Here is a 23,264-nt window from a genome sequence, read left to right as displayed (position 1 = left end):
TATGAATGCCGAACCTATTGAACGAGACATCCGGCCTGCTGGCTTTCGTGCGGACGGTCGATGCCGGGTCCTTCAGCGCTGCCGCGCGCGATCTTTCCACGACGCCATCCGCAATCTCGAAAAGCGTGGCGCGGCTGGAAAGGAGAATCGGGACACGGCTGTTCCTCCGCTCCACCCGCGCCCTGACGCTGACGCAGGACGGCCAGGCTTTCTTCGAACGCGTGGCGCCGCTCCTGCGAGAACTCGATTCAAGCGATGAGATTATCGGGGCCGGACCGACGCTCTCCGGACGGCTGCGAATTTCCATGCCCGGCGAACTGGCGCGGCTGCTGCTGCCGCGTCTCCTTGCCGGCTTTGCCTCGGCCTATCCGCACCTTCATCTCGATATTGGACTGACGGACCGCTTCGTCAATCTCGTCCGCGAGGATTACGATGTCGTGCTGCGCGTGGGCCATCCGACCGAGGGCGACCTTATCGTGCGCCCCCTGACCGACCTGCCGATGGTGATCGTGGCGTCGCCCGCGTTCCTCGACCATTGGGAAAGGCCGGACTCGGCAGAAGCGCTCAAACGCCTCCCCTTCGCCCGCTATGCGATGGATGGTATCCCTCTGCCGGTGCGGCTGGCCGACGGGTCGGCGTTCATTCCCACGGGGCGCATCGATTGCGATTCGGCTACGACCTTGATCGAGGCGGCGCGGAGCGGGCTTGGCGCGGCCTATCTCATGCGCTGCCTGGTGGCGGAGGAATTGGAAGCCGGGACGCTGGTGGATGTAGCGCCGCGGATCGCCCTCCCCCGGCTTCCGCTCAACGCGCTTCACGCCTTCGGACGCACCGTTCCGCTGCGGGTGAAGCTCTTTTGCGACTACATCGCCGCCGAGGCCAAGGCCATCGTGGCGATGTAATGACTTATTAATAAACCGGCTCGGGCCGGTCCTGCGAGAGGAGCAGTTCGCCTATGGCATCGACGGGCTTGCGGCTTGAATCATAGCCGAGTTCCGTTTGCGTAGATACCCTTGAGGTTTCCGCGCGCACCGGGGCCGTGCCGGTCTGCCAGGCAACCGTCTCGTATCGCGCCGTAGCGTCGCGCGTCACGCGGTCGCCCTTGGCGCGGGGACCGAAGCCCTCGCCCGGCGCGATGCTGGCAACCACTGTCCGGTCGATCGGATTAGCCGCCGGGACCGGCACCGCCTGCGGGCGGGTTTCGGCGGGCATGGCAGCAGGTGGGTTCAGCACATCAGCTGCCGCAATGAGGCGCGGCGCTTCCAGGACCGGCGTTTCAAGCGTACCGTCGCGGCGGCGCTTCTCATAAAACGCATTGCCGCCGGCAACCAGCACATAGTGCATGTTGCGATAGGGGAATTTCAGCCCGGCGGTATGGAAGAACATGGCATTCCTGACCTTGGGATGCCGCTCGCCTTTGAGAACAGCATCCGCCGCGGTATCGATTTCCGGCACGGATTTTAACTGGCGGGAGAGCACGCCGGGCGCGAACTGGTTCTTCTGGCCAACGACACCGCAGATCGTATCGGGATATTTGCCCGAGACGAGGCGATTCATCACCACGGTTCCCACCGCAAGGAAACCGTCCTTGCTGGAGCGGTTCGATTCGAAATACATCGCCCGCTTGAGGCATTCCTTGTCCCGGGCAGTATAGGCATAGGTCTTTTTGCCGCCAGCCGTATATCCGTAGCTCGTATATCCAGAGCTCTGGGCCGAACTCGTCCGGGCGACCGCTCCCTTGGCCGTTTTGCCGGCATCGACACTCTTGGACGTGGTGCATCCCGCCATCATGACAGGCGCGGCCAGCGCACCGGCCACGGCCAGGATTTTCCAGTTAGCGCTCTTCAAAAGCTCAATCTCATGCTTGGACCCCTCAACAGAGCGAGCAATGAGGGAGGATGTTTTGGGCCAAAGAAAGGCGACAAGAAAAACTGATGTTAAAGCGAAGAAATGTTTCGTGATCGCTAACTATTTGTTAATAGTTCTGGCGAGAGTATTTGGTTTATTTGCCTTATTTCATGCAACCGTCACGAGATCAACCGAACGAGTAACCGGCGCCGCGCACCGTGCGAATCGGGTCGGCGGCACGGCCCGTATTGATGGCCTTGCGCAAACGCCCGACATGCACATCGACCGTACGGTCATCGACATAGATATCCGGACCCCAGACGCCATCCAGCAACTGGCTGCGCGAGAAGACGCGGCCCGGCGACATCATGAAATATTCCAGAAGCCGGAACTCGGTCGGCCCCAGGCGGATTTCGCGCTCCTTGCGGTAGACGCGGTGCTGCTCGCGGTCGAGCACCAGATCGCCGACTTTCAGGACATGCGACAGGAGGCTGGGATTGGCGCGGCGCAGCATCGCCTTGACGCGGGCGAGGAGTTCCGGCGTCGAGAACGGCTTGACGACATAATCATCCGCGCCGACGCCAAGACCGCGTACGCGTTCGCTTTCTTCGCCCCGTGCGGTCAGCATGATGATCGGCAGGCGTTCCGTCTCCACCCGCTGGCGCAGGCGGCGGCAGAGTTCGATGCCGGAAACGCCCGGAAGCATCCAGTCGAGAATCAACAGATCCGGCACGTTCTCGCGCAGCGCGATTTCCGCCTCGTCGCCGCGCAGGATCGTATCCACCAGATAGCCTTCCGCTTCGAGGTTATAGCGAAGCAGGACACTCAGCGCCTCTTCGTCCTCGACGACAGCCACTTTTGGCGCGTGTGCCATTTCACCAACTCCCAACCAGCTGACGCTTACGAACGCTTGGCTTCGTCAACGACGATGCCGTGGCTCAGATCTTCCTTCGGGCGATCTGGCGGCATCTGCTGGCCGGTGACGATGTAATAGACCGTCTCGGCAATGTTGGTCGCATGATCTCCGATGCGCTCGATATTCTTGGCGCAAAAGAGAAGATGCGTGCAGGCGGAGATGTTGCGCGGATCTTCCATCATATAGGTCAGGAGCTCGCGGAACAGCGAGGTGTACATGGCGTCGATCTCGTCGTCGCGGTCGCGCACGATGTTGATCTGCTGCACCGAGCGGGAGGCGAAAGCATCCAGCACATCCTTCAGCTGCGTCAATGCCAGCTCGGCGAGCGTCTGGAGCCCGCGATAGACCTTGATCGACTGGCGCGTGTCGGACACGGCGGCGACGCGCTTGGCGATGTTCTTGCCGAGATCGCCGACGCGCTCCAAATCTGAAGAGATGCGGATGGCGCCGATGATCTCGCGCAAATCGACGGCCATGGGCTGACGCTTGGCGATGATGGTGATCGCCCGGTCATCGATCTCGCGCTCGCCCGCATCGAGGATCAGGTCGTCCGAGATAACGCGCTGGGCAAGCGCGTTGTCGGCATTGACGATGGCCATCACCGACTGCTCGACCATGCGTTCGGCATGGCCACCCATCTCGGCGATCTTGTGGGCCAGAAACTTCAACTCGTCGTCATAAGAGCGGACGGTGTGTTGGGACTGCATTTTGTTCATCCTATCTCGAACCGCAACGGTCCGGGGTGAGCCGCCTTATTCTTTAGCCGCATGATCTTATCCAAAAAGTCTGCAACTTTTTGGGATCATGCTCTGGGAAATTATCCGAAGCGCCCGGTAATATAGTCCTGGGTGCGCTTTTCCTTGGGCGTCGTGAACATCATCTCGGTGTCGCCCACTTCGACCAGATTGCCTAAGTGGAACATCGCGGTCTTCTGCGATACGCGGGCCGCCTGCTGCATCGAGTGGGTGACGATGACGATCGTATAGTTCTGCCGCAATTCGTCGATCAGCTCTTCCACCTTCGCCGTGGCGATGGGATCGAGCGCGGAACAGGGCTCATCCATCAGGATAACCTCAGGGCTGACCGCGATGGCGCGGGCGATGCAGAGGCGCTGCTGCTGGCCGCCGGAAAGCCCTGTGCCGGCTTCATGAAGACGGTCCTTGACCTCTTCGAAAAGGCTGGCCCGACGCAAGCTGCTTTCTACGATTTCATCAATTTCGTGCCGGTTCTTGGCGAGGCCATGAATGCGCGGGCCGTAGGCGACGTTCTCATAGATCGTTTTCGGGAACGGGTTGGGCTTCTGGAAGACCATGCCGACGCGGGCGCGAAGCTCTACAACGTCGATCTTGGGATCGTAGATATCCTCGCCGTCAAGCGTGATCTTGCCGGCGACACGGCATCCCTCGATGGTATCGTTCATGCGGTTCAATGAACGCAGGAATGTGGACTTGCCGCAGCCGGACGGACCGATCAGCGCCGTCACCATCTTTTCGGGAATGTCGAGATCGACATCGAAAAGGGCCTGCTTGGAGCCGTAGAAGACAGAAACCTTATCGCCCTTCATCTTGGTCGTGTTGACAACAGTGTTCATCTTGTCTCCTACCGCTTTCTCGAGAGATCGTTCGGTCATCAGATTCATGTGTCTTGTCTCCCGTTTACCAGCGACGCTCGAAGCGGCGACGCAAGATGATGGCACCGATATTCATGACCGCCAGGAACAGAAGCAGCACGATGATAGCGCCTGACGTGCGCTCGACAAAGGCCCGCTCCGCCTCATTGGCCCACATATAGATCTGCACCGGCAATGCAGTGGCCGGGTCCATCGGCGTTGTGGGATAGCCCACGACGAAGGCGACCATGCCGATCAGGAGCAGCGGCGCGGTTTCGCCCAAGGCATGGGCGAGGCCGATGATCGTGCCGGTCAGGATGCCGGGGGCGGCGAGCGGCAGTACATGGTGGAACACCATCTGCGTCTTGGACGCGCCAAGCCCCAGCGCGGCGGCGCGGATCGATGGAGGCACGGCGCGCAATGCGGCACGGGTGGCGATGATGATCGTCGGCAGGGTCATCAGCGTCAGCACCAGGCCGCCGACCAGCGAGGCCGAGCGCGGCAGGCCGACCAGATTGATGAACACCGCCAGCCCGAGCAGGCCGTAGACGATGGACGGTACCGCCGCCAGATTATTGATGTTGACTTCGATCAGGTCGGTGAGACGGTTCTTCTTTGCATATTCTTCCAGATAGATGGAGGCCGCGACGCCGATGGGGAGTGCAAGCACCAGCACGATCAGCATCATATAGAGGGAGCCGATCAGGGCCACGCCAAGGCCGGCGGTTTCCGGACGGCTCGATGCGCCGTAGGTGAAGAGGCCGGTGTTGAACTTTTCCTTCATCACGCCTTCGTCGGCGAGCTTTTTCATCCAGCCAACCTGCTGGTCGGAGACCTTGCGGTTGGCCTGGTCAACGCTCAAATCGATCTGCCCCTTGAAGGCCGAGTCGATATCACCACTGGCGAGCACGGGAATCGTCTGCGTCGTGCCGATCAGCGACGGATTGGCTACCACCATCTCCCGAAGCTGGTTGCGCACGCCATCGGAGAAGAACTTGCTCACCTCCCTCATGGCCGGCCTGTCTGTTGCGGCCACACCCAGCTTTTCGGCAAGGGCATTGCGCACGACCACCGGATAATTGGCCGTCATCAGCACATTCGGGTTAGTCGCCCGCTGATTGCTGGGGTCGATGATTTTCTCATCCAGCTTGACCGGCAGCTCGATGGTCGTCTGCCAGAAGGCGGTATAGCCATTGGAGATAACCGAGGAGAGCAGCGCGAACAGGAAGAAAATACCGATGGCGATGGCAATAATACCATAGAGACGGAAGCGGCGTTCCGCTGCGTAGCGGCGCTTGATGCCGATGTCACGCCGCACAGGGCGTCCTGTCGCGGCAGCACTCGAATTGTACGTTGCGTCAGTCATTCGTACTGCTCCCGGTACTTGCGCACGATATAGAGGGCGAAGATGTTCATCGCGAGCGTAAGGAAGAAAAGGGTGAGGCCGAGCGCGAAGGCGACCAGTGTCTGCGGCGAGTCGAACTCGAGATCGCCGGTCAGCTGATTGACGATCTTGACCGTGATGGTGGTCATCGCGTCGAACGGATTTATGTTGAGCCTGGCCGCGACGCCTGCCGCAAGCACCACGATCATCGTCTCGCCGATGGCGCGTGACGCTGTCAAAAGCAGCGCGCCGACGATGCCCGGAAGCGCGGCGGGGAGGATGACGCGCTTGACGGTTTCCGACCGCGTGGCGCCGAGACCCAGCGAACCGTCGCGCATGGCGCCCGGAACAGCGGTGATGATATCATCGGAAAGCGACGAGACGAAGGGGATCAACATGATGCCCATGACGAGGCCCGCCGTCAGAACACTCTGCGACATGATGAAGGCCGGGCCGCCGGAAATCGCCGCGCTCATATCGCGAAGGAATGGGCCGACCGTGATGAGCGCGAAGAAGCCGTAGACGATGGTGGGGATGCCGGCGAGGATTTCCAGCAAAGGCTTGACGATAGCGCGCACACGAGGCGTCGCGTATTCAGCCATATAGATGGCCGCGAAGAGGCCAATGGGAACCGCCACCAGCATGGCGACGAGGGCGATATAGAGCGTGCCGGCAAGCAGCGGGATGAGACCGAACTGGCCTTCTGCGCCGCCCGAACCCGCATCCGCGAAACGCGGATCCCAGACGGTGCCGAAGAAGAAATTCCACGGCGAGACGTCCTGGAAGAATTTTATCGTCTGGAACAGCATCGAGAAGATGATGCCGACCGTGGTCAGGATCGCGATGGTGGACGCGGCGAGCAGGCCCCAGAGCACGATCCGCTCGACATTATTGCGGGCGCGGGCGCGGGGATGAATGCCGGAGAGGCCGAAAATCAAGCCGGCGACGGCAAGCGCGAAGGCGATGCCTGCGCCAAGATGGCGCGCCGTGATCGCCTGGCTTTCCCAGCGTTCGGCGATCGGGAGCATGTAATCCTGCCCCTCGGAGGCAAGCGCGACACCCTTGGTTCCCAGAAGGGCGCGCAAATCAGTGTAGGATTGCGGCAGGTTCTGGCGTTCGGTGGGGTCGAGGCGCTCAAGCCCGGCGGCGAGGCTCTTGACCATGTCGAGCGCAAGACCGCGGCTGGCAAGCGCGCTTGTCGCCGTTTGCGGCGGAAGGCTCGCCTCGGCGGAATGTTCGAGATAGATGGACGAACCGGCAGTCCAGAGAACGATAAACAGGAGCGCGGGCAGCACCGTTACCAGAAACACCCACCAGCCATGATAATGGGCGCGAGAATGGACCTTGATGCCTACGGTTTCCTTGGCGCGTGCGCGCTGGCGCCCGACGAAGAACCCGACGAGGCCTATTCCGAAGACAATGAGCAGAACCAGCAATACGGACATCAGATTTCCCCGGTGGCCCAAACTTGAGATTCGGGCACAGGCATTTCCACCTGTGCCCGATTTGTGCGGCTAGCCTTACTTGGCCTGCATCGTCTTGCCGGCGTCGAACGCGGCGCGCTGTGCTACACGCTCGGCTTCCGGCGCGGCGACGAGGCCGTAATCGGCAAGCGGGCCGTCAGGTCCGATCATCTGGTCGGAAAGGAAGAAATCGACATATTCCTTCAGGCCTGGAATGACGCCGATGTGAGCCTTCTTCACATAGAAGAACAGCGGGCGCGAAACCGGATACTTGCCGCTGGAGATGGTCTCGACGGTCGGGGTGACGCCCTCGACGGTGGCGACCTTCAGCTTGTCGGCATTGTTTTCGTAGAAAGCGAGGCCGAATACGCCGACGCCGGTCTTGTTCGACGAGATGCGAGCGAGCGTTTCGCTGTAATCGCCATCGATATCGACAGCCTTGCCGTCCTTGCGGACCTGCACGCAGGCCTTGCCTACGGCCTTTTCGTCCATGCCGCTGGTCTTCATAGCTTCAGCAGCGCCGGCTTCCTTGCAACCTTCGGCCAGAAGCTTTTCTTCGAAAACTTCACGCGTACCGTGCTTTTCGCCCGGAATGTAGGCGGCGATATCCCAATCCGGCAGGTCCTTGTTGACCTGGCTCCACTTGGTGTTCGGATTGTCGACCAGCTTGCCGTCGACGACGACCTTGGCGGCGAGAGCGGTATAGACATCCTTCGGCGTCAGGTTCCAGTTCGGACCTTTGATGTCGGTGGCGAACACGATGCCGTCATAGCCGATGCGGACTTCCTGCACATCCTTGACGCCGGCGTCGACGCAGGACTTCAGCTCGCTGCCCTTCATGGCGCGTGACGCATTGGCGATGTCGATGGTGTTTTCGCCGACGCCCTTGCAGAATTCCTTGATGCCGGCGCCCGAACCGCCGGACTCGACGACAGGCGTCTTGAAGTTCGGATAGGTCTCGCCGAAGGTCTCGGCAACGATCTTGGCATAGGGCAGAACCGTCGAGGAACCTGCCACCTGAATCTGGTCGCGAGCCTGAGCGGCGGACACCGACACGGCGGCGGCAATCGCCAGCGCAGCGGTCGTATAAATCATCTTGTTCATAGGAGCAGCTCCTGTTGAGAAGTTGGGTGACGCGGGCGGCGTCGCTAGCCCTCTACGGAATCTATATTACAGTGATATGACAGCAATGTTACAGAACTGTAGCATCCCGTCAGGGTTCCCGGATTCCGGCAGTTTTCCCAATATTTTGCGAGTTCCGGCGATTGCGGGAATTTTTGCGCCACCCTTTATCGAAGCGCGGTCTTCATCGGCTTGCCTGCTACATAGACCTCAGCCACGGCGCGATCGTCGCCCATGGTCTGGAGAAGGAACAATTCCTCGGTGAGCGTACGGGCCGTGTTCATACGCAAGCGCATGGCCGGCGTGGCGCGGCTGTCCAGAATGGTGATGTCGGCATCGGTTCCCGGTCTCAGCGTACCGATCCGTTCTTCCAGTGACAGGGCGCGGGCGTTGCCGAGCGTCATCATGTAGAAGGAATGGAGCGGGGAAAGGCGCTGGCCGCGCAGTTGCAGGACCTTGTAGGCCTCGTCCATCGTCTTCAGCATCGAGAAGCTGGTACCGCCACCGATATCGGTGGCGACCGCGATACGCACGCCGTTTTCCGCAAGCTTTTCCCGGTCGAACAGGCCGCTGCCCAGAAAGAGATTCGACGTCGGGCAGAAAACAGCGACCGTGCCGGTTCCCGCCAGCGCCTTCATCTCGCGTTCGGAGAGGTGGATGCAGTGGCCCAGCAGGGTCTTGCGGCCAAGCAGGCCGTAATGCTCGTAAATGCCGGTATAGTCAGGCGCATCCGGATAAAGCGAGCGGGTGAGCGCGATTTCCTCGCGATTTTCGGAAAGATGCGTCTGGACATAAGCTTCCGGATGCTCGCGCACGAGCGCTGCGGCCATCTCCATCTGTTCCGGCGAGGAGGTGATGGCGAAGCGCGGGGTGATGGCATAGTGCAGCCGGCCCCTGCCGTGCCAGCGGGCGATCAACGCCTTGGTGTCGTCATAGGACGACTGTGGCGCGTCGCAGAGCGCCGGCGGAGCGTTGCGGTCCATCATGACCTTGCCGCCGATCACGCACATATTACGGGCTTGCGCGGCGCGGAAGAAAGCATCCACGCTCTGCGGATGCACCGTGCAATAGGCGGCGACGGTTGTCGTGCCGTGGCGCAGGATTTCATCCATGAAGCGCTCTGCGATGAACTCGGCGTGCTGTTCGTCGGCGAATTTCTGCTCCTCGATGAAGGTATATGTATTGAGCCATTCGAGAAGTTGGGCGGCATAGGAGGCGACCGCCTGCATTTGCGGAAAATGAATATGCGCGTCGATGAGACCAGCCAACACCAGATTGGGCCGATGGTCGACGACAGGCGTGTCCGGGCCGGCCGTTGGGGCTACATCCGCATGGTCGCCCATCGCCGCGATCCGGCCATCGCGCACCAGAAGGGCGCCGTCTTCGAGGTAGCGGTAGGATGCCGTATCGGCGATATCGCGCGGTTCGTCGACGAATGTCAGGATACGGCCACGGATCAGCAATTCAGTCATGTCTTAACTCTCAATCTGGCCGGGAGATAACAAAAGCGGTTGAGGCGATCATGAAGAGCGCCACGCCTGCCGCGACCGGCCAGCCTGGGCGAGCACCCCACCAGAACAGCGCATAACCAGCCGCCATGCCGGCGCAGGCCATCACCTTGGCGCGCCTCGGGATTGCGCCATGGTCTCGCCAGCCGCGCAAGACAGGACCGAAGGTGTGGTGAGCGAGCATCCAGTTTTCCAGCCGGGGCGAGGAACGCCCGAAAAACCATGCCGCAAAAATGAGGAAAACCGTCGACGGCATGACGGGCAGGACGGCCCCGATGAGACCGAGCGCCAGCATCAGCGCACCCAAGGCGAAATAGACCCAGCGCAGGGCGCCGGGTGCATGAGGAGGCGTTGCCCTCCCCTTGGTCTCGCCCTCAATGTTCGCTCCCATCGCGGCTTCGAGCTCCCTTCGCACGGAACAGGATGCTCTATAGAGCGAAAACCGGTGCTTCGCGCGGAAAAAATGCGAGCTTCTCCCGCCCTCCAAGAACTTGGGATGCAAATAATGTTTTCCAGCCCCGGAGCCGATCACGGACGCGTGAGCACCAAATTTGTTTTGGAATGCGGGATCGCAACTTGGCAACCCCCGCGCGTATCGCCCGAACAACAGGATTGCACAGTAGAATCACCGGCAACCTCAGCAAGCATCAAGAAGATAATTTGCGAGTAATGAAATTTTAACTGCAGATATACTTAAGATTAGGATAATTTTCCTTAGAGTTCACAATAGTTAATCCCAGTGTAACCATACGTGAAACCTTTTATCGCCACATTTTCACTTCATCAAAGCTTGGCCTTCCAGGGGAGAAATCTTTCGGAAGCTTTTCAAGAAACTGAACAAGTGAATAGATATGAACTTTCAACTACGGGCGATATTTATGGCCGCGGCAACGGCCGGCATTATTTCCGCAACCGCGGTCGGCGCCTCGGCGCAATGCGGCGGCGCTTCCTGGTATGCGCTCCATTCGCGCACGGCATCCGGCGAACGGATGAACCCATCAGCGATGACAGCGGCGCACCGCACCCTGCCGTTGGGCACGAAGGTCAAGGTCACGAATGAGCGAAACGGCAAATCCCTCGTCGTGCGCATCAACGATCGCGGCCCTTTCATCCGGGGACGCATCCTCGATCTTTCCAAGGGCGCAGCAAGCCGTCTCGGCTTCATCGGCGCCGGACACACGAATGTCTGTATCAGTACGGTGGGGATGCGCCGCGCGGGATAGAATTTAGTGAGCAGTGAGCAGTGAGCAGTGAGCAGTGAGCAGTGAGCAGTGAGCAGTGAGCAGTGAGCAGTGAAACCTACCACTATTTCACTATTTCACTATCTCCCCCGCTCCAGCCGATCGATGAACCAGCGTGTCAGGCTGAGCCAGACCTCGTCCTTCTCTGCGGCATCCTCCACGCCATGCTCGAGGTTCGGATTGTCGTTCACCTCGATGACGACCGCGCCGTCATCGGTTTCCTTGAGATCGACGCCATAAAGGCCGTTGCCTATGCAGCGCGCGGCCTTGAGACCCGTCTCTATGATGGATGGCGGTGCTTCGGCGAGTGTGAAAGAGCGGAAGCCGCCTTCGAGCGGCTTGCCGCCGGTGTCGTGATTGACAATCTGCCAATGGTGTTTCGCCATCAGATATTGGCAGGCGAAAAGTGGCTTGCCATCGAGCACGCCGACGCGCCAGTCGAATTTGGTGGGCATGTATTTCTGCGCGATCAGGAGATCGCTGTCCTCAAGCCATTCCGTCGCCAGCGCCTTCAGCTCCTCACAGGAGGCGACCTTCTTGACCCCGCGGGAGAAAGAGGAATCCGGGATCTTGATGACCATGGGGAAGCCCAATAGATCGGCGGCGCGCGTCAGATCCTCGTCGCCGGCAATCATCACTGTCGGCGGCACGGGCACGGAATTGGCCTTCATCAGCTCGTTCAGGTAGACCTTGTTGGTACAGCGGATCATCGAGACCGGATCATCTATGACGGGCATTCCCTCCTGCTGGGCACGGCGGGCGAAACGATAGGTGTGATTGGAGATCGACGTCGTCTCGCGGATGAACAGCGCATCGTAATTGGCGAGACGCGACAAATCCTTCCGGCCAATCGGCTCGACATCGACGCCGAGGCGCCCGGCGATGCGCGCCCAGTGCTTGAGCGACGAAACCGTCGAGGGCGGCATCGCCTCATGCGGATTGCAAAGGGTGGCGAAGCTGTAGCGCGCCGGCGTTTTCTGTGGCGCGGCCCGCCATTCGCGCTGCGTATAGCGGGCGAGCGCATGGTTGAAATGCGCCTTCTCCAATTCATCGAGCTTTGCCAGATTGGCGAAGGCGATCTTGCGGATTTTCACCCATTCGCCCGGCTCCACCGAAACTTCCAGCGCCGGCGCGCGGAACCAGTCGAACAGAAGCCGGCCGAAGCGCTCCATCTGGTGATTGAGCGCATAGCCGAAATAGACGCGTATGGTGGAAGGCGCCTGTTCCGGATGCGGCGCGACGGCCTTGTTCAGCGCATCCTCCAGCTCCGGAATGGCGTTTTCATAAAGCCGCCGCTCGGAGAGATCGATCATGGTCTCGACCGAAGGGATGACCCGGTGGCCGCGCGCCTCGGCCAGAAGCGAGGCGTAATAGCCACGGCTCTGATAGGCGTAGTTGCGGGACAGGTTGATGATGCGCGGGCGCTGACCGCTGAAAAGCGCCGGATGGGCGAGATAATCCCGAGTGGTCATGACCTTGTGGGGGGTCGCGCCATTATCGATATCGGACAGACGCCCGACGAGAATAACACAGATCGGCATCGTCAGGTCCTTTTCTCTTTTTGGCGCCGCATGATCTTGTCCGAAAAGTCTGCAACTTTGTCGGGATCATGCTTTTGGCGCCGCATGATCTTGCCCGAAAAGTCTGCAACTTTATCGTGATCATGCTTTTGGCGCCGCATGATCTTGTCCGAAAAGTCTGCAACTTTGTCGGGATCATGCTTTTGGCGCCGCAAGATCTTGTGCGAAAAGTCTGCAACTTTATCGGGATCATGCTCGAGAAAGACCGCCGCGCGCAGGCCGCTTTTGCCGAACCGCGCCATGCGATCGAAGATATCATACGGAACCGGCACATTGGCGGCGTCGGCGACTGTCTCGCCGACCTCGTCCTCCACCCAGGGATCATGAATTTTGATATGGCGCCCGTCATCGCCATGGGCGAGAACCCAATGCGGCACTTTCTTGCCGAACATATGGTAGCCACTGACGAGAACAATGGCACAAGCGCCGCGCTCCAGGGTGGATCGCAGATCCTGCATGGTGAAGCCGCGCTGGCTCACGCCGATGCCATAAGCCTTGGCGCGGCGACGAAAATCCGTCTGGGCCAACTCCATCACCATGCGCTTTTCCGGATCGCGCACGGATTCCAGAAACAGGATGTCGCCCGTGGATACGGCAACCGATGATTTCAGCCCATGTTCATGCGCCGCGACCGCAAGGCCGAAGGGCTCGCAGCCGCCCAGCCCCGACTGCATGTAGACGGTGGTCGCCTCGCGCCACAGACGTATCTCCAGCACCGGATCGAGCTTGACCGAAGGCAGATGGGCGGCGAGCGCCATCATCAGGCAGGCCGCGCCGCAGGTGAAATCCGTCGTCTGCTCGTAATAGGGCACACTGGCCGATAGCGGCGTGTCACCACGCAGCGTTTTCTCGAAGCGCAGGGCATCGGTATGGTCGGTATAATAGTCAAGGCAACGTCCGAGCGGACGATAGCCCTTGCGTCTGTAAAGCGCGATGGCGCGCGCATTGTCTTCCCGAACCTCCAGACGCAGCAACAGCCGGTCATGATCGAAAGCAGCCTGCTCGGCGGCCTCGAGCAGTAGGGCGCCTATACCACGAGATTTCGCTTCCGGGTCGACGGCGAGCGAGTAAAGCCGGGCCAGAGCCGTTCCCTTGCGAAAGAGGATCATCGCGTAGCCGATAAGACGGCCGTTTTCTTCCGCAACGATGGTTTCCGCCGTAGGACGAGGGATCAGCACCCGAAAGGAGCGCCGCGAAATGCGGTCACCCGTGAAGCAACGCTCTTCTATGCGCAAAAGCGCCTCAATGTCATCGGGAGTGGCCTTGCGCGTGGCAGCGCCTGTCATTTTCTGGCCTTTGGGGTGTTGGCCTTTGGAGCGGAGCACCGTGACGGTGCCGTGGCGCGCGGACAAAGCAATAGCTATTCCGTTACCTGCAGCATTGGCTGATCCACTCCTCAAAGGCAAGCATGAGGACATTGGCGGGATTGTGGCGCTAAACCGCGCGGGGCGGGACCTCTCAAGAATGCGTGCATTGCAATATCCTCGTATTCCTCTATGCTCCAGACGGGGCATTCACTTAAGTATAGAGTACGTTGTGTATTTTTATACTTAAAATTACTATCGGGCATGAGAAATGTACTATCAGTTTTTCGAATTCAACCATGCGGCATTGCAGCCCTACCGGGCGCTGGCGGATGCTGCCAAATTGTTTTTCGAAAATCCCCTCAATCCGCTTTCGCAAAGCTCCTATGGCCGCTCGATGGCAGCGCTGATGGAGCTTTTCGAGCGCACGACGCGGCGTTACGACAAACCGGCCTTCAACCTGACGGACACTCAGATCGACGGTGAGCGGATAGCGGTAAGTGAAGAGATCGTCTGGCGGAAACCGTTCTGCAATCTCATCCGTTTCCGGCGTGATTTGCCGGAGGGACGGCAGGCGGACCCGAAAATTCTGCTGGTCGCGCCGCTCTCCGGCCATTACGCGACACTGCTGCGCGGCACTGTGGAAGCGCTGCTGCCGCACGGGGACGTGCATATCACCGACTGGCTTGACGCCCGCATGGCGCCGCTTGAGCAAGGCCGGTTCGATCTGGACGATTACATCGACTATCTCATCGAAATGTTTCACGCGGTGGGCGAGAACTCCCATGTCATCGCCGTCTGCCAGCCATCAGTGCCGGTGCTGGCGGCGGTGGCGATGATGGAGGGCCAAGGCGACCCGTTTTCTCCCTCCTCGATGACGCTCATGGGCGGCCCGATAGACACCCGCATCAACCCGACCGCCGTCAACAAAATGGCGGCGGAAAAGGACATCGGCTGGTTCCGCGATCACGTCATCATGCCCGTACCATGGCCGCACCCCGGCGTCATGCGTCCGGTTTATCCCGGCTTTCTGCAATTGTCCGGCTTCATGAGCATGAATCTCGACCAGCATTTCACCGCGCACAAAGACTTCTTCTTCCATCTGGTGAAGGAAGATGGCGATTCCGCCGAAAAACATCGCGAATTCTATGATGAATTCCTTGCAGTAATGGACATGCCGGCGGAGTTCTATTTGCAAACCGTCGAAACCGTGTTCATTCGCCACGATCTCCCCAAGGGCGAAATGAAACATCGCGGCGAAAGCGTCGATCCTTCCGCCATTCGCAAGACGGCGCTCCTGACGGTGGAAGGCGAGAACGACGACATATCCGGCCTTGGCCAGACCCAAGCGGCGCAAACACTCTGCGTCAACATTCCGGAAGCGCGCCGAATGCATTATGTGCAGCCAAGAGTCGGACATTATGGCGTGTTCAACGGCTCCCGTTTTCGCACCGAGATTGCGCCGCGCATCGTCCGTTTCATCCGGGCGAACGACCGGCCCCAGCATTAACGCCTTCAGGTTGCGAACTTGAAACTCCTCGCGCGGTAACCATAAGTCGAATTGAGCGGTTGAGTTCAAGGTTTACGAATTGACTCACCTCCGTTTCAACTCTTAACGTTTCGTTAACGATTAAGCGTTGCGGCGGAGTGTTGTGTATGTCGAGGGGCGTGTTGTGTGCGGCGATCATTCTTGGCGCTCTCTTTTCATTCGCCGCAAAAGCATCGGCAGCTTCCGATGATTTCATGCGCATCGGCGGGCTGACCTCCCAGCCCATCGGCCACTATGAATTGTGCAAGCGCCTGCCGCTGGAATGCGCCACCCGATCAGCTGACAGCGCGCCGCTGACGCTTACCCGCGCTACATGGGAGCGGCTCGTGGCCATCAATGCGTCAGTCAATGAGCGGATCAAGCCGCTGACCGACAAGGAGATCTACGGCAAGGAAGAATATTGGGCCTATCCCACGCTCTTCGGCGATTGCGAGGACTATGTTCTTCTGAAGCGCCGCGAGCTGGCGCAGGCGGGCATTCCGCTTTCCGACCTGCTGATCACGGTCGTTCGCAAGCGTGACGGTGAAGGCCATGCGGTGCTGACCGTTCGCACCGACCGGGGCGATTTCGTCCTCGACAACCTCGCCGACGAGATCAAAATCTGGTCCGAGACGAGCTATTCCTACCTCAAGCGCCAGGCGGCGAACCATAGCGGCCGCTGGGTCAGCATCGAAGCGCCGAGCAATCTGCTGGTTGGTTCGGTGGAGAAATAGGGCAGTAGGGCAGTATGTTTTTGTGGCTTATTCCTGGAAAGGGATTTGCTCGAAAAATTGGGTAATAATCAAAACATATTGCCCTACTGCCCTACTGCCCTATTGCCTTAACTAAGCCACCGCCATGGTCCTGTCCCCGCTCATGCGGTAGGAAATCGCCTCGGCGAGATGCAGGCGGCCGACCTTTTCCACTCCGTCGAGATCGGCAAGCGTACGTGCTACTTTCAAAATCCGATGATAGGCGCGAGCGGAAAATTTCATCTGCTCGCTGGCATTCTGCAACAGGGCCAAGCCGCCGGCGTCTGGCGCGGCGATCTGTTCTATCAGGGCGGCGGAGCAATGCGCATTGGTTGAGACATGGGCAAGTCCCAAGGCCTCGTAACGGCGCTTCTGGATCGCGCGCGCCCGCGCCACCCGCTCCGCCACGACGCGGCTCGCTTCGGTCTGCGACGGGCGGATGAGATCGGCGGCGGAGACGGCGGGAACCTCGATGCGCAAATCGATACGGTCCAGCAGCGGCCCGGAAATGCGCGCCTGATAATCCGCCTGGCAGCGTGGCCCCCGCGCGCAACGGTGCCCCGGCTCACCCGCCATGCCGCAGCGGCATGGGTTCATCGCAGCAATAAGCTGTATCTGCGCGGGATAGCTGATGCGGTGGTTGACACGGGCGATCATGCATTCGCCGGTTTCCAGAGGCTGGCGCAGCGAATCGAGCACCTGCGGCGTGAACTCCGGAAATTCGTCGAGGAAGAGCACGCCATTGTGGGCAAGCGATACTTCGCCGGGCCGCGCCCTGAAACCGCCGCCGACCATCGCGGCCATGGAAGCCGAATGATGTGGTGAGCGGAAGGGTCTGCGATCCGAAAGCTTACCGCCGGCGAGTTCGCCTGCAATGGAGGCGATCATCGAGACATCCAGCAATTCGCGTGGCGAAAGCGGCGGCAGGATGGAGGGCAGGCGCTGCGCCAGCATCGACTTGCCTGACCCCGGCGGCCCAACCAGAATCAAATTATGATTGCCCGCAGCCGCCACTTCGAGCGCGCGTTTCGCTGTCTCCTGTCCCTTGATATCGGCGAGATCGGGCAAATCATCCGCGCGCTGGCGCATCGCCGGTTCGGGGCGGGACAGAACCTGCGTGCCGCGGAAATGGTTGGCGAGCGCGATCAGGCTGCGCGGCGCCAGAATGTCGATCTCGGCGCCAGCCCACGCCGCTTCTGGCCCGCAGGCATGGGGACAGATCAATCCCTTGTCCTGGCGATTGGCGCCAATGGCGGCGGGCAGAACGCCGGCGACAGCGCTGGTGGTGCCATCCAGCGAGAGTTCGCCCAGCACCACGAAGGCTTGCAGCGCGTCGCCGGGAAGCGCGCCGAGCGCCGCCATCAGGCCAACCGCGATCGGCAGATCGTAATGGGAGCCCTCCTTGGGCAGATCGGCGGGGGCGAGATTGATCGTCACCTTCTTGGCCGGCATGGAGAGGCCGGAGGCATGAAGTGCCGCCTGCACCCGCTCGCGGCTTTCCGCCACCGCCTTGTCGGGCAGACCGACGATGGACATGCCCATCTTGCCCGGCGCGATCATCACCTGAACATCGACGGGGACCGCCTCGATCCCCTGAAACGCTACGGTGCTGACCCGCGATACCATGCTCTTGTCCCCCGACCCTGCCTATCACGCAGATAAGCACGGTTCAGGGGCAACAGCAAGAACGTTTGCAGAACAGTTTATTTATATGTTCTGCCGCTTGGCCTCGACGCAATCCCAGAAAAGCGCGGCCACATCCGCGCCGCCGAAACGCTTGATCTCACGAATGCCGGTGGGCGAGGTGACGTTGATTTCGGTCAGATAGTCACCGATGACATCGATGCCGACGAGGATGAAGCCGCGCTCGCGCAAGGCAGGGCCGATGCGGGCGCAAATCTCCAAGTCGCGCTCCGTCAATACGGATGCTTCCGCCTTGCCGCCGACATGCATGTTGGAGCGGGCGTCGTGCTCGGCAGGCACGCGGTTGATCGCGCCGACCGGCTCGCCGTCGATCAGGATGATGCGCTTGTCGCCGGCGCGCACGTCCTTCAGGTAGCGCTGCGCGATGAATGGCTCCCGGTACATCTGCGCGAACATCTCAAGCAGCGAGGCGAGGTTGCGGTCGGCGTTCTGCAGATGGAACACACCGGCGCCGCCATTGCCGTAAAGCGGCTTGATGATGATATCGCCGAACTCACGCCGGAAAGCCGCCACCTCCTCCGGGTCCTTGGTGATCAGCGTTTCCGGCATCAAATCCGGGAATTCGGTAACGAAGATTTTTTCCGGGCTGTTGCGCACCCATGCCGGATCGTTGACCACCAGTGTCTTCGGGTGAATGCGCTCCAGAAGATGTGTCGTGGTGATGTAGTTCATGTCGAAGGGCGGGTCCTGGCGAAGCAGCACCACGTCCATTTCCTGGAGATTTCGGCGCTCCGGCTTTCCAAGCGTGAAATGATCGCCCTCCACATCGCGCACCTGCAGCGGCTCGATCACGGCGGTGACGATGCCGTCACGCATCGACAGGTGGTCCGGCGTATAATGATAAAGTTCGTGACCTCGCCTTGCCGCTTCCAGAGACAGCGCGAAAGTGGTGTCGCCAGCGATCCGGATGGAACGGATATGGTCCATCTGGACCGCGATTTTCATTGCCATGATTGCCTCGATACCCTCAGCGATTCGCTACGGTTGAAAACAGGACGCCAAACTGTCATGGGCCCGTGCGTGATGCAATCAAACGGCATCACGCCCTGATCTTTGTTTGGAGCATGATCTTACCCGAAAAGTCTGCAACTTTTCGGGATCATGCTATCCGCGATAACAGGAAATTTTATTCATCATACTATACGGTTCGGCTGAATTCCGCTAAGCCACCGGCCAGCCAGAAGGCAAAACAATTTTATATTCACTAGCCGCATGATCTTATCCAAAAAGTCTGCAATTTTTTGGGATCATGCGGGTAACAGCCCTGCTTCCCGGGAGGATAATCTCATGCTGCCATCGACCGTATTTCCCGACCTGAAGGATCGTTCCGTCCTCATCACCGGCGGCGGCTCCGGCATCGGCGCCTCGCTGACGGAGGGCTTCGTCCGCCAAGGGGCGAGGGTCGCCTTCATCGATATCGCGGAAGCGCCATCCCTGGCGCTCGTCGAGCAGCTCGAACAGAAATATGGCAACCGCCCGCTCTACCTGAACACGGATCTGCGCGACATCGACGCGCTGCGCAAGGCGGTTGCGGAGGCTGAAGCGGCGCACGGCGCCATCACCGTGCTCATCAACAATGCCGCATGGGACGACCGCCACGAAATCGAAGCCGTGACGGAAGACTATTGGAACCTGAATCAGTCGATCAATCTGCGCCCGCAGTTCTTCGCGGTGCAGGCTGTGCTTCCGGGCATGAAAAAGGCCGGCGGCGGCGCGATCGTCAACTTCACCTCCGTCTCCTTCATGATGAACCAGGGCGATCTGCCGGTCTACACCGCAGCGAAAGCGGGCGTCATCGGCCTGACCAAGGGGCTTGCCGGCAAGCTCGGCATCGATAAGATCCGCGTCAACGCGATTGCGCCTGGATGGGTGATGACCGAGCGCCAGAAGGAACTCTGGGCAACGCCGGAAGGAATGAAGGCCCATATCGGCAAGCAGTCCCTCAAGGAGGAGATCCAGCCGGACGACATGGTGGGCCCATGCCTCTTCCTCGCTTCCGATGCCGCCCGTATGCTGACCGCGCAGACGCTGATCGTCGATGGAGGCTATCTGTGAGCCAAGGCCAAGAGCCCGCTTTCGCCGGGGCCGACTGGGGCACGAGCCGCTTTCGGCTCTGGCTCATGGACCGGGCGGGCAACGTGCTCGCGGAAAAGCGCGCCGATGACGGACTCGACGCCTCGCGCGCAAAGGGCTTTTCGCAAGTGCTCGAAGGCCATCTTGCATCGCTTGGCGCGCCGGGTGATCTGCCGGTCGTCATCTGCGGCATGGCGGGATCAAGGCAAGGCTGGGTCGAGGCGCCCTATGTGCATGTGCCCGCCAACCCCGCGACCATTCTCGCCGCCGCCGCGCGTATCCCCGATGTGAGCCGCGATATCCGCATCGTGCCGGGGCTGGCGCAGCAGGGCGAGCGGCCCAATGTGATGCGCGGCGAGGAAACTCAGCTTCTGGGCCTCGTCCATGGCAAGCCGGGTTTTTCCGGCCTCGTCGCCATGCCCGGAACTCATTCCAAATGGGTATATGTCGAAGACGGCAGAGTATCGCGCTTCTCGACATATCTGACGGGTGAACTCTACGCGCTCCTCGCCGGCCAGTCGATCCTGCGTCATTCCATCGGCGCTGTCGCCGAGGGCGTCGATGTGGATCATCCGGAATTTACCGCAGGCCTTACGACGGCACTTGTCCCCGGTTTCAGCCTGCTAGGCAGCCTCTTTGAAATCCGGGCGGGAATGCTCCTGAATGGCTTGACCCAGGATGCAGCCGCCGCGCGGCTTTCCGGCATGGTGATCGGCTCAGAAGCCAGCGACGCCCGCAGCAAGGCGCCCGCAGATATCAAGACCGTGCAACTGGTTGCATCCGGTCGCATGGAGCGGCTTTATCGCAAGGCGCTTCAAGCGGCGGGTTTCGATTGCGAAACGGTCGATGCCGACGATGCGGTGAGAAAAGGCTTACACGCCGCCGCAACCGGGTTATGGTTTTTGCTTTAGCGGCATGATCTTATCCGAAAAGTCTGCAACTTTTCGGGACCATGCTCCGAACGCCTCATAGGGAGATAATGTCATGACCACTGTCGCCTGGCCGAAATTCAAGCGCGATCTCATCGCCATATTGCGCGGGATCAAACCGGAAGAGGCTCTAGCTATCGGCCATGCGCTGGTCGAGGCGGGTTTCGAGGCCATCGAGGTGCCGCTCAATTCGCCGGATGCCTTCCGCTCCATCGAGATGATGGCGAAGGCGCTGCCGGCGCATGTGCTGGTGGGGGCAGGCACCGTACTCGAGCAAGCCGACGTCATCAGGCTCAACGACGCGGGTGGCCGGCTGATGGTGAGCCCCAATGTCGATGCGGGTGTCATCGCCGCCGCCTCGACAGCTGGCATGGTGACGATGCCCGGCGTCTTAACGCCGACGGAAGCGCTTGCGGCGCTGAAAGCCGGGGCATCGGGGCTGAAATTTTTCCCAGCCAGCGTACTGGGACCCAACGGCATCAAGGCGATCAGCACCATTCTACCGAAGGGCACGGTCATCGGCGCGGTGGGCGGCGTCACCGAAGGCGAGTTCGCAGCCTATGCGGATGTGGGCATCCGCACCTTCGGTCTCGGCTCCAGCCTCTATAAGCCCGGCATGACGACATCCGATGTGGCGGAGCGGGCCTGGATGGCGATCTCCGGTTACGATTCGGTCTTCTATGGAAAGACCTACGCATGACGAACGCCACCGTCTTTTCCGACTTCGTCTGCGAGCTTGGCGAAGGGCCGGGCTACAATCCTCTGACCGGCACCGTCTGGTGGTTCAACATCCTGGCGGGACAGCTTCTGGAAAAAAGCTGGCCGGATGGCGAGACCAAGGTGCAAGATCTTGGCATGAAGGCGAGCGCGCTTGCCGTCATCGACGCCGGGCGCCAACTCGTCTGGACCGAAAACGGCCTCTACATCCGCGACCGCAAAAGCGGCGCGCTGACGCTGCACAAGGCCATTGAAGCCGACAATCTGGCCACCCGTTCCAACGATGCCCGTGTGCATCCCTCCGGCGCGTTCTGGCTGGGCACCATGGGCAAAAAAGCCGAAGAGGGTGCCGGCTCGATCTGGTGGTATCGCGAGGGCGAAGTGCGCCGGCTTTTCACCGGCATCACCATCACCAATTCGATTTCTTTCTCGCCAAACGGGCGGATCGCTTATTTCGCCGATACCGACAAGAATATCCTGTGGCGCGTCGAAACGGACCCGGAAACCGGATTGCCGGTTGGCGCAAAGGCCATCTTCCATCATCGTACGGAAGAGGGCGGGATAGACGGGTCGGTAGTGGATGCGGACGGCGTTCTATGGAATGCTTGCTGGAGTGCGGGCGCAGTGCACGCCTATTCCCAGGAAGGCAAGCTGATCCGCTCCGTTGCCGTGCCTACACGACAGCCCTCCTGCCCAGCCTTCGTCGGCCCCAATGCCGACCGGCTTCTCGTCACCACCGCTTATGAAGGCATGAGCGAAAGCGAGCGCGCCGCCGACCCGAATGCTGGACGACCGCTGCTTCTTGATATCGCCGTAAAGGGTGTGTTCGATCCGCCTGTAAGGCTTTAAACCGCCGTCATCATCTCCGTCAGTATGGCGCGGGCGGCGGCTTGCCTGTCCGGGGCCGCCACGATGGGACGTGCGACGACGAGGTGACTTGCCCCGGCCTGCAACGCTTGTCCCGGGGTCATGACCCGCTTCTGGTCCCCCTTATCGGCCCCGACAGGGCGGATGCCGGGGGTCACGACCGCCATATCGGGGCCGATGACGGCGCGCACGGCGGCAGCTTCGGTCGCCGCGCAGACGATGCCACCCATGCCGGCATCGCGGGCCTGTTTGGCGCGCCTCAGGACCAGCGTCTGCGGGTCGTCCCTATAACCGGCCTCGGCAAGATCGGCGCCATCCATGGAAGTCAGCACCGTGACGCCGAGCAGGCAGAGATCGGAGCCCTTCGCGGCTTCGACGGCGGCGCGCATCGCCTTGGGGTAGGCGTGCAGCGTCAGCATGGAGACCCCCATCCCCGCGATGTTCTCGACGCCCTTGGCGACGGTGTTGTCGATATCGAGCAGCTTCATGTCGAGAAAGACTTTTTTGCCCGACCGGACGAGTTCGCCGGCAAAATCGAGGCCGCCCGCAAAGGCGAGCTGGTAGCCGATTTTGTAGAAGCTCACCGTGTCGCCCAGAGCGGCAACCACGGCTTCGGCTTCCTTCACCGTCGGCACATCGAGGCCGACGATCAGCCGGTCGCGCACTGCATTCTCATCCATGAAAATCACCGCTGATTGTCTTTAGGTTCGTTATTGCGC

Annotated in this window: 21 protein-coding genes and 1 pseudogene; 8 read left to right on the top strand and 14 right to left on the bottom strand. The window is 60.5% G+C overall.

Translation table 11 applies throughout. From position 1 onward, the window contains the following. Positions 1-5 precede the first annotated feature (5 nt). A complete protein-coding gene (locus C7477_RS04500; protein ID WP_110749473.1) occupies positions 6-902 on the top strand; it encodes a LysR family transcriptional regulator in 897 nt (298 codons plus the stop codon). A gap of 7 nt (positions 903-909) precedes the next feature. Here C7477_RS04500 and C7477_RS04495 read toward each other — a convergent pair whose 3' ends face one another. The 9 genes from C7477_RS04495 to C7477_RS04455 form a co-directional block, all read right to left on the bottom strand. Then, positions 910-1,890, bottom strand: a complete 981-nt coding sequence (locus C7477_RS04495; RefSeq protein WP_181418352.1) for a cell wall hydrolase — start codon at positions 1,888-1,890, stop codon at positions 910-912. 145 nt (positions 1,891-2,035) lie between these two features. Further along, positions 2,036-2,722 (bottom strand): phosphate regulon transcriptional regulator PhoB, encoded by a 687-nt coding sequence (gene phoB / locus C7477_RS04490; RefSeq protein ID WP_110749471.1) that lies wholly within the window; start codon positions 2,720-2,722, stop codon positions 2,036-2,038. Between the two features lie 26 nt (positions 2,723-2,748). After that, on the bottom strand, positions 2,749-3,471 hold the full coding sequence (gene phoU / locus C7477_RS04485; protein WP_110749785.1) for a phosphate signaling complex protein PhoU: 723 nt from the start codon (positions 3,469-3,471) through the stop codon (positions 2,749-2,751). Positions 3,472-3,581: 110 nt separating this feature from the next. Further along, complete coding sequence (pstB, locus tag C7477_RS04480; RefSeq protein ID WP_245411721.1) at positions 3,582-4,355, bottom strand: phosphate ABC transporter ATP-binding protein PstB; 774 nt, start codon at positions 4,353-4,355, stop codon at positions 3,582-3,584. A gap of 64 nt (positions 4,356-4,419) precedes the next feature. Further along, positions 4,420-5,739 (bottom strand): phosphate ABC transporter permease PstA, encoded by a 1,320-nt coding sequence (gene pstA / locus C7477_RS04475; RefSeq protein ID WP_110749467.1) that lies wholly within the window; start codon positions 5,737-5,739, stop codon positions 4,420-4,422. Further along, positions 5,736-7,202 carry a phosphate ABC transporter permease subunit PstC gene (gene pstC, locus C7477_RS04470; protein WP_110749465.1) on the bottom strand — a complete coding sequence of 489 codons (1,467 nt, stop codon included), beginning with the start codon at positions 7,200-7,202 and terminating at the stop codon, positions 5,736-5,738. The genes pstA and pstC overlap by 4 nt, the downstream gene beginning before the upstream one ends. Positions 7,203-7,277: 75 nt before the next feature. Beyond that, on the bottom strand, positions 7,278-8,324 hold the full coding sequence (locus tag C7477_RS04465; RefSeq protein ID WP_110749463.1) for a PstS family phosphate ABC transporter substrate-binding protein: 1,047 nt from the start codon (positions 8,322-8,324) through the stop codon (positions 7,278-7,280). Positions 8,325-8,509: 185 nt separating this feature from the next. Continuing rightward, on the bottom strand, positions 8,510-9,814 hold the full coding sequence (gene guaD / locus C7477_RS04460; protein WP_110749461.1) for a guanine deaminase: 1,305 nt from the start codon (positions 9,812-9,814) through the stop codon (positions 8,510-8,512). 10 nt (positions 9,815-9,824) lie between these two features. Then, a complete protein-coding gene (locus tag C7477_RS04455; protein WP_110749783.1) occupies positions 9,825-10,241 on the bottom strand; it encodes a YbaN family protein in 417 nt (138 codons plus the stop codon). A gap of 460 nt (positions 10,242-10,701) precedes the next feature. Here C7477_RS04455 and C7477_RS04450 point away from each other — a divergent pair, with 460 nt between their 5' ends. Next, entirely contained in the window at positions 10,702-11,073 is a 372-nt protein-coding gene (locus C7477_RS04450) for a septal ring lytic transglycosylase RlpA family protein (RefSeq protein WP_110749458.1), read from the top strand. A gap of 98 nt (positions 11,074-11,171) precedes the next feature. Here C7477_RS04450 and C7477_RS04445 read toward each other — a convergent pair whose 3' ends face one another. Both C7477_RS04445 and C7477_RS04440 read right to left on the bottom strand, forming a co-directional pair. Then, positions 11,172-12,632 (bottom strand): RimK family protein, encoded by a 1,461-nt coding sequence (locus tag C7477_RS04445; RefSeq protein ID WP_110749456.1) that lies wholly within the window; start codon positions 12,630-12,632, stop codon positions 11,172-11,174. Between the two features lie 236 nt (positions 12,633-12,868). Further along, positions 12,869-13,957 (bottom strand): annotated as a pseudogene (locus C7477_RS04440) (peptidase C39 family protein); the annotation flags it as partial. 289 nt (positions 13,958-14,246) lie between these two features. Here C7477_RS04440 and C7477_RS04435 point away from each other — a divergent pair. Beyond that, on the top strand, positions 14,247-15,485 hold the full coding sequence (locus C7477_RS04435; protein WP_110749454.1) for a polyhydroxyalkanoate depolymerase: 1,239 nt from the start codon (positions 14,247-14,249) through the stop codon (positions 15,483-15,485). A 233-nt stretch (positions 15,486-15,718) separates the two neighbouring features. Continuing rightward, positions 15,719-16,237: a transglutaminase-like cysteine peptidase gene (locus C7477_RS04430; protein WP_245411727.1), complete on the top strand. Its 519-nt coding sequence runs from the start codon at positions 15,719-15,721 to the stop codon at positions 16,235-16,237. Positions 16,238-16,348: 111 nt separating this feature from the next. On the opposite strand, the gene C7477_RS04425 is transcribed toward C7477_RS04430, so the two are convergent. Both C7477_RS04425 and gshB read right to left on the bottom strand, forming a co-directional pair. Then, positions 16,349-17,881 carry a YifB family Mg chelatase-like AAA ATPase gene (locus C7477_RS04425; protein ID WP_110749450.1) on the bottom strand — a complete coding sequence of 511 codons (1,533 nt, stop codon included), beginning with the start codon at positions 17,879-17,881 and terminating at the stop codon, positions 16,349-16,351. A gap of 81 nt (positions 17,882-17,962) precedes the next feature. Further along, the gene (gene gshB / locus C7477_RS04420; RefSeq protein ID WP_110749448.1) at positions 17,963-18,910 is read right to left on the bottom strand and encodes a glutathione synthase; all 948 of its coding nucleotides are present in this window, start codon (positions 18,908-18,910) and stop codon (positions 17,963-17,965) included. Positions 18,911-19,246: 336 nt separating this feature from the next. On the opposite strand from gshB, the gene C7477_RS04415 reads away from it, so the two are divergent. The 4 genes from C7477_RS04415 to C7477_RS04400 all read left to right on the top strand — a co-directional run bounded on the left by C7477_RS04415 (position 19,247) and on the right by C7477_RS04400 (position 22,527). Further along, the gene (locus C7477_RS04415) at positions 19,247-20,014 is read left to right on the top strand and encodes an SDR family NAD(P)-dependent oxidoreductase (protein WP_110749446.1); all 768 of its coding nucleotides are present in this window, start codon (positions 19,247-19,249) and stop codon (positions 20,012-20,014) included. After that, on the top strand, positions 20,011-20,943 hold the full coding sequence (locus tag C7477_RS04410; RefSeq protein WP_245411720.1) for a 2-dehydro-3-deoxygalactonokinase: 933 nt from the start codon (positions 20,011-20,013) through the stop codon (positions 20,941-20,943). Before C7477_RS04415 ends, C7477_RS04410 begins: the two co-directional genes overlap by 4 nt. Positions 20,944-21,016: 73 nt before the next feature. Next, complete coding sequence (locus tag C7477_RS04405; RefSeq protein ID WP_110749442.1) at positions 21,017-21,661, top strand: 2-dehydro-3-deoxy-6-phosphogalactonate aldolase; 645 nt, start codon at positions 21,017-21,019, stop codon at positions 21,659-21,661. After that, on the top strand, positions 21,658-22,527 hold the full coding sequence (locus tag C7477_RS04400) for an SMP-30/gluconolactonase/LRE family protein (RefSeq protein WP_110749440.1): 870 nt from the start codon (positions 21,658-21,660) through the stop codon (positions 22,525-22,527). The genes C7477_RS04405 and C7477_RS04400 overlap by 4 nt, the downstream gene beginning before the upstream one ends. On the opposite strand, the gene pyrF is transcribed toward C7477_RS04400, so the two are convergent. Continuing rightward, a complete protein-coding gene (gene pyrF / locus C7477_RS04395) occupies positions 22,524-23,225 on the bottom strand; it encodes an orotidine-5'-phosphate decarboxylase (protein ID WP_110749778.1) in 702 nt (233 codons plus the stop codon). The two genes, C7477_RS04400 and pyrF, sit on opposite strands and share 4 nt — an antisense overlap. Between the last annotated feature and the right edge of the window lie 39 nt (positions 23,226-23,264).

This window comes from Paramesorhizobium leguminum (assembly GCF_003217235.1).
Taxonomy (GTDB): domain Bacteria; phylum Pseudomonadota; class Alphaproteobacteria; order Rhizobiales; family Rhizobiaceae; genus Paramesorhizobium; species Paramesorhizobium leguminum.
The sequence above is the reverse complement of the archived record's forward strand: the minus strand, read 5'-3'. Positions and strand labels throughout refer to the sequence as shown.

What these genes read in the sequence shown, in the direction of transcription:
- C7477_RS04415 (WP_110749446.1), top strand. Translation starts at nt 19,247, where the DNA reads ATGCTGCCATCGACCGTATTTCCCGACCTGAAGGATCGTTCCGTCCTC.
- C7477_RS04425 (WP_110749450.1), bottom strand. Translation starts at nt 17,881, where the DNA reads ATGGTATCGCGGGTCAGCACCGTAGCGTTTCAGGGGATCGAGGCGGTC.
- C7477_RS04450 (WP_110749458.1), top strand. Translation starts at nt 10,702, where the DNA reads ATGAACTTTCAACTACGGGCGATATTTATGGCCGCGGCAACGGCCGGC.
- C7477_RS04445 (WP_110749456.1), bottom strand. Translation starts at nt 12,632, where the DNA reads ATGCCGATCTGTGTTATTCTCGTCGGGCGTCTGTCCGATATCGATAAT.
- phoU (WP_110749785.1), bottom strand. Translation starts at nt 3,471, where the DNA reads ATGCAGTCCCAACACACCGTCCGCTCTTATGACGACGAGTTGAAGTTT.
- C7477_RS04400 (WP_110749440.1), top strand. Translation starts at nt 21,658, where the DNA reads ATGACGAACGCCACCGTCTTTTCCGACTTCGTCTGCGAGCTTGGCGAA.
- gshB (WP_110749448.1), bottom strand. Translation starts at nt 18,910, where the DNA reads ATGGCAATGAAAATCGCGGTCCAGATGGACCATATCCGTTCCATCCGG.
- guaD (WP_110749461.1), bottom strand. Translation starts at nt 9,814, where the DNA reads ATGACTGAATTGCTGATCCGTGGCCGTATCCTGACATTCGTCGACGAA.
- pstC (WP_110749465.1), bottom strand. Translation starts at nt 7,202, where the DNA reads ATGTCCGTATTGCTGGTTCTGCTCATTGTCTTCGGAATAGGCCTCGTC.
- C7477_RS04430 (WP_245411727.1), top strand. Translation starts at nt 15,719, where the DNA reads ATGCGCATCGGCGGGCTGACCTCCCAGCCCATCGGCCACTATGAATTG.
- C7477_RS04435 (WP_110749454.1), top strand. Translation starts at nt 14,247, where the DNA reads ATGTACTATCAGTTTTTCGAATTCAACCATGCGGCATTGCAGCCCTAC.
- pyrF (WP_110749778.1), bottom strand. Translation starts at nt 23,225, where the DNA reads ATGGATGAGAATGCAGTGCGCGACCGGCTGATCGTCGGCCTCGATGTG.
- C7477_RS04455 (WP_110749783.1), bottom strand. Translation starts at nt 10,241, where the DNA reads ATGGGAGCGAACATTGAGGGCGAGACCAAGGGGAGGGCAACGCCTCCT.
- phoB (WP_110749471.1), bottom strand. Translation starts at nt 2,722, where the DNA reads ATGGCACACGCGCCAAAAGTGGCTGTCGTCGAGGACGAAGAGGCGCTG.
- C7477_RS04500 (WP_110749473.1), top strand. Translation starts at nt 6, where the DNA reads ATGCCGAACCTATTGAACGAGACATCCGGCCTGCTGGCTTTCGTGCGG.
- pstA (WP_110749467.1), bottom strand. Translation starts at nt 5,739, where the DNA reads ATGACTGACGCAACGTACAATTCGAGTGCTGCCGCGACAGGACGCCCT.
- pstB (WP_245411721.1), bottom strand. Translation starts at nt 4,355, where the DNA reads ATGAACACTGTTGTCAACACGACCAAGATGAAGGGCGATAAGGTTTCT.
- C7477_RS04465 (WP_110749463.1), bottom strand. Translation starts at nt 8,324, where the DNA reads ATGAACAAGATGATTTATACGACCGCTGCGCTGGCGATTGCCGCCGCC.
- C7477_RS04405 (WP_110749442.1), top strand. Translation starts at nt 21,017, where the DNA reads ATGACCACTGTCGCCTGGCCGAAATTCAAGCGCGATCTCATCGCCATA.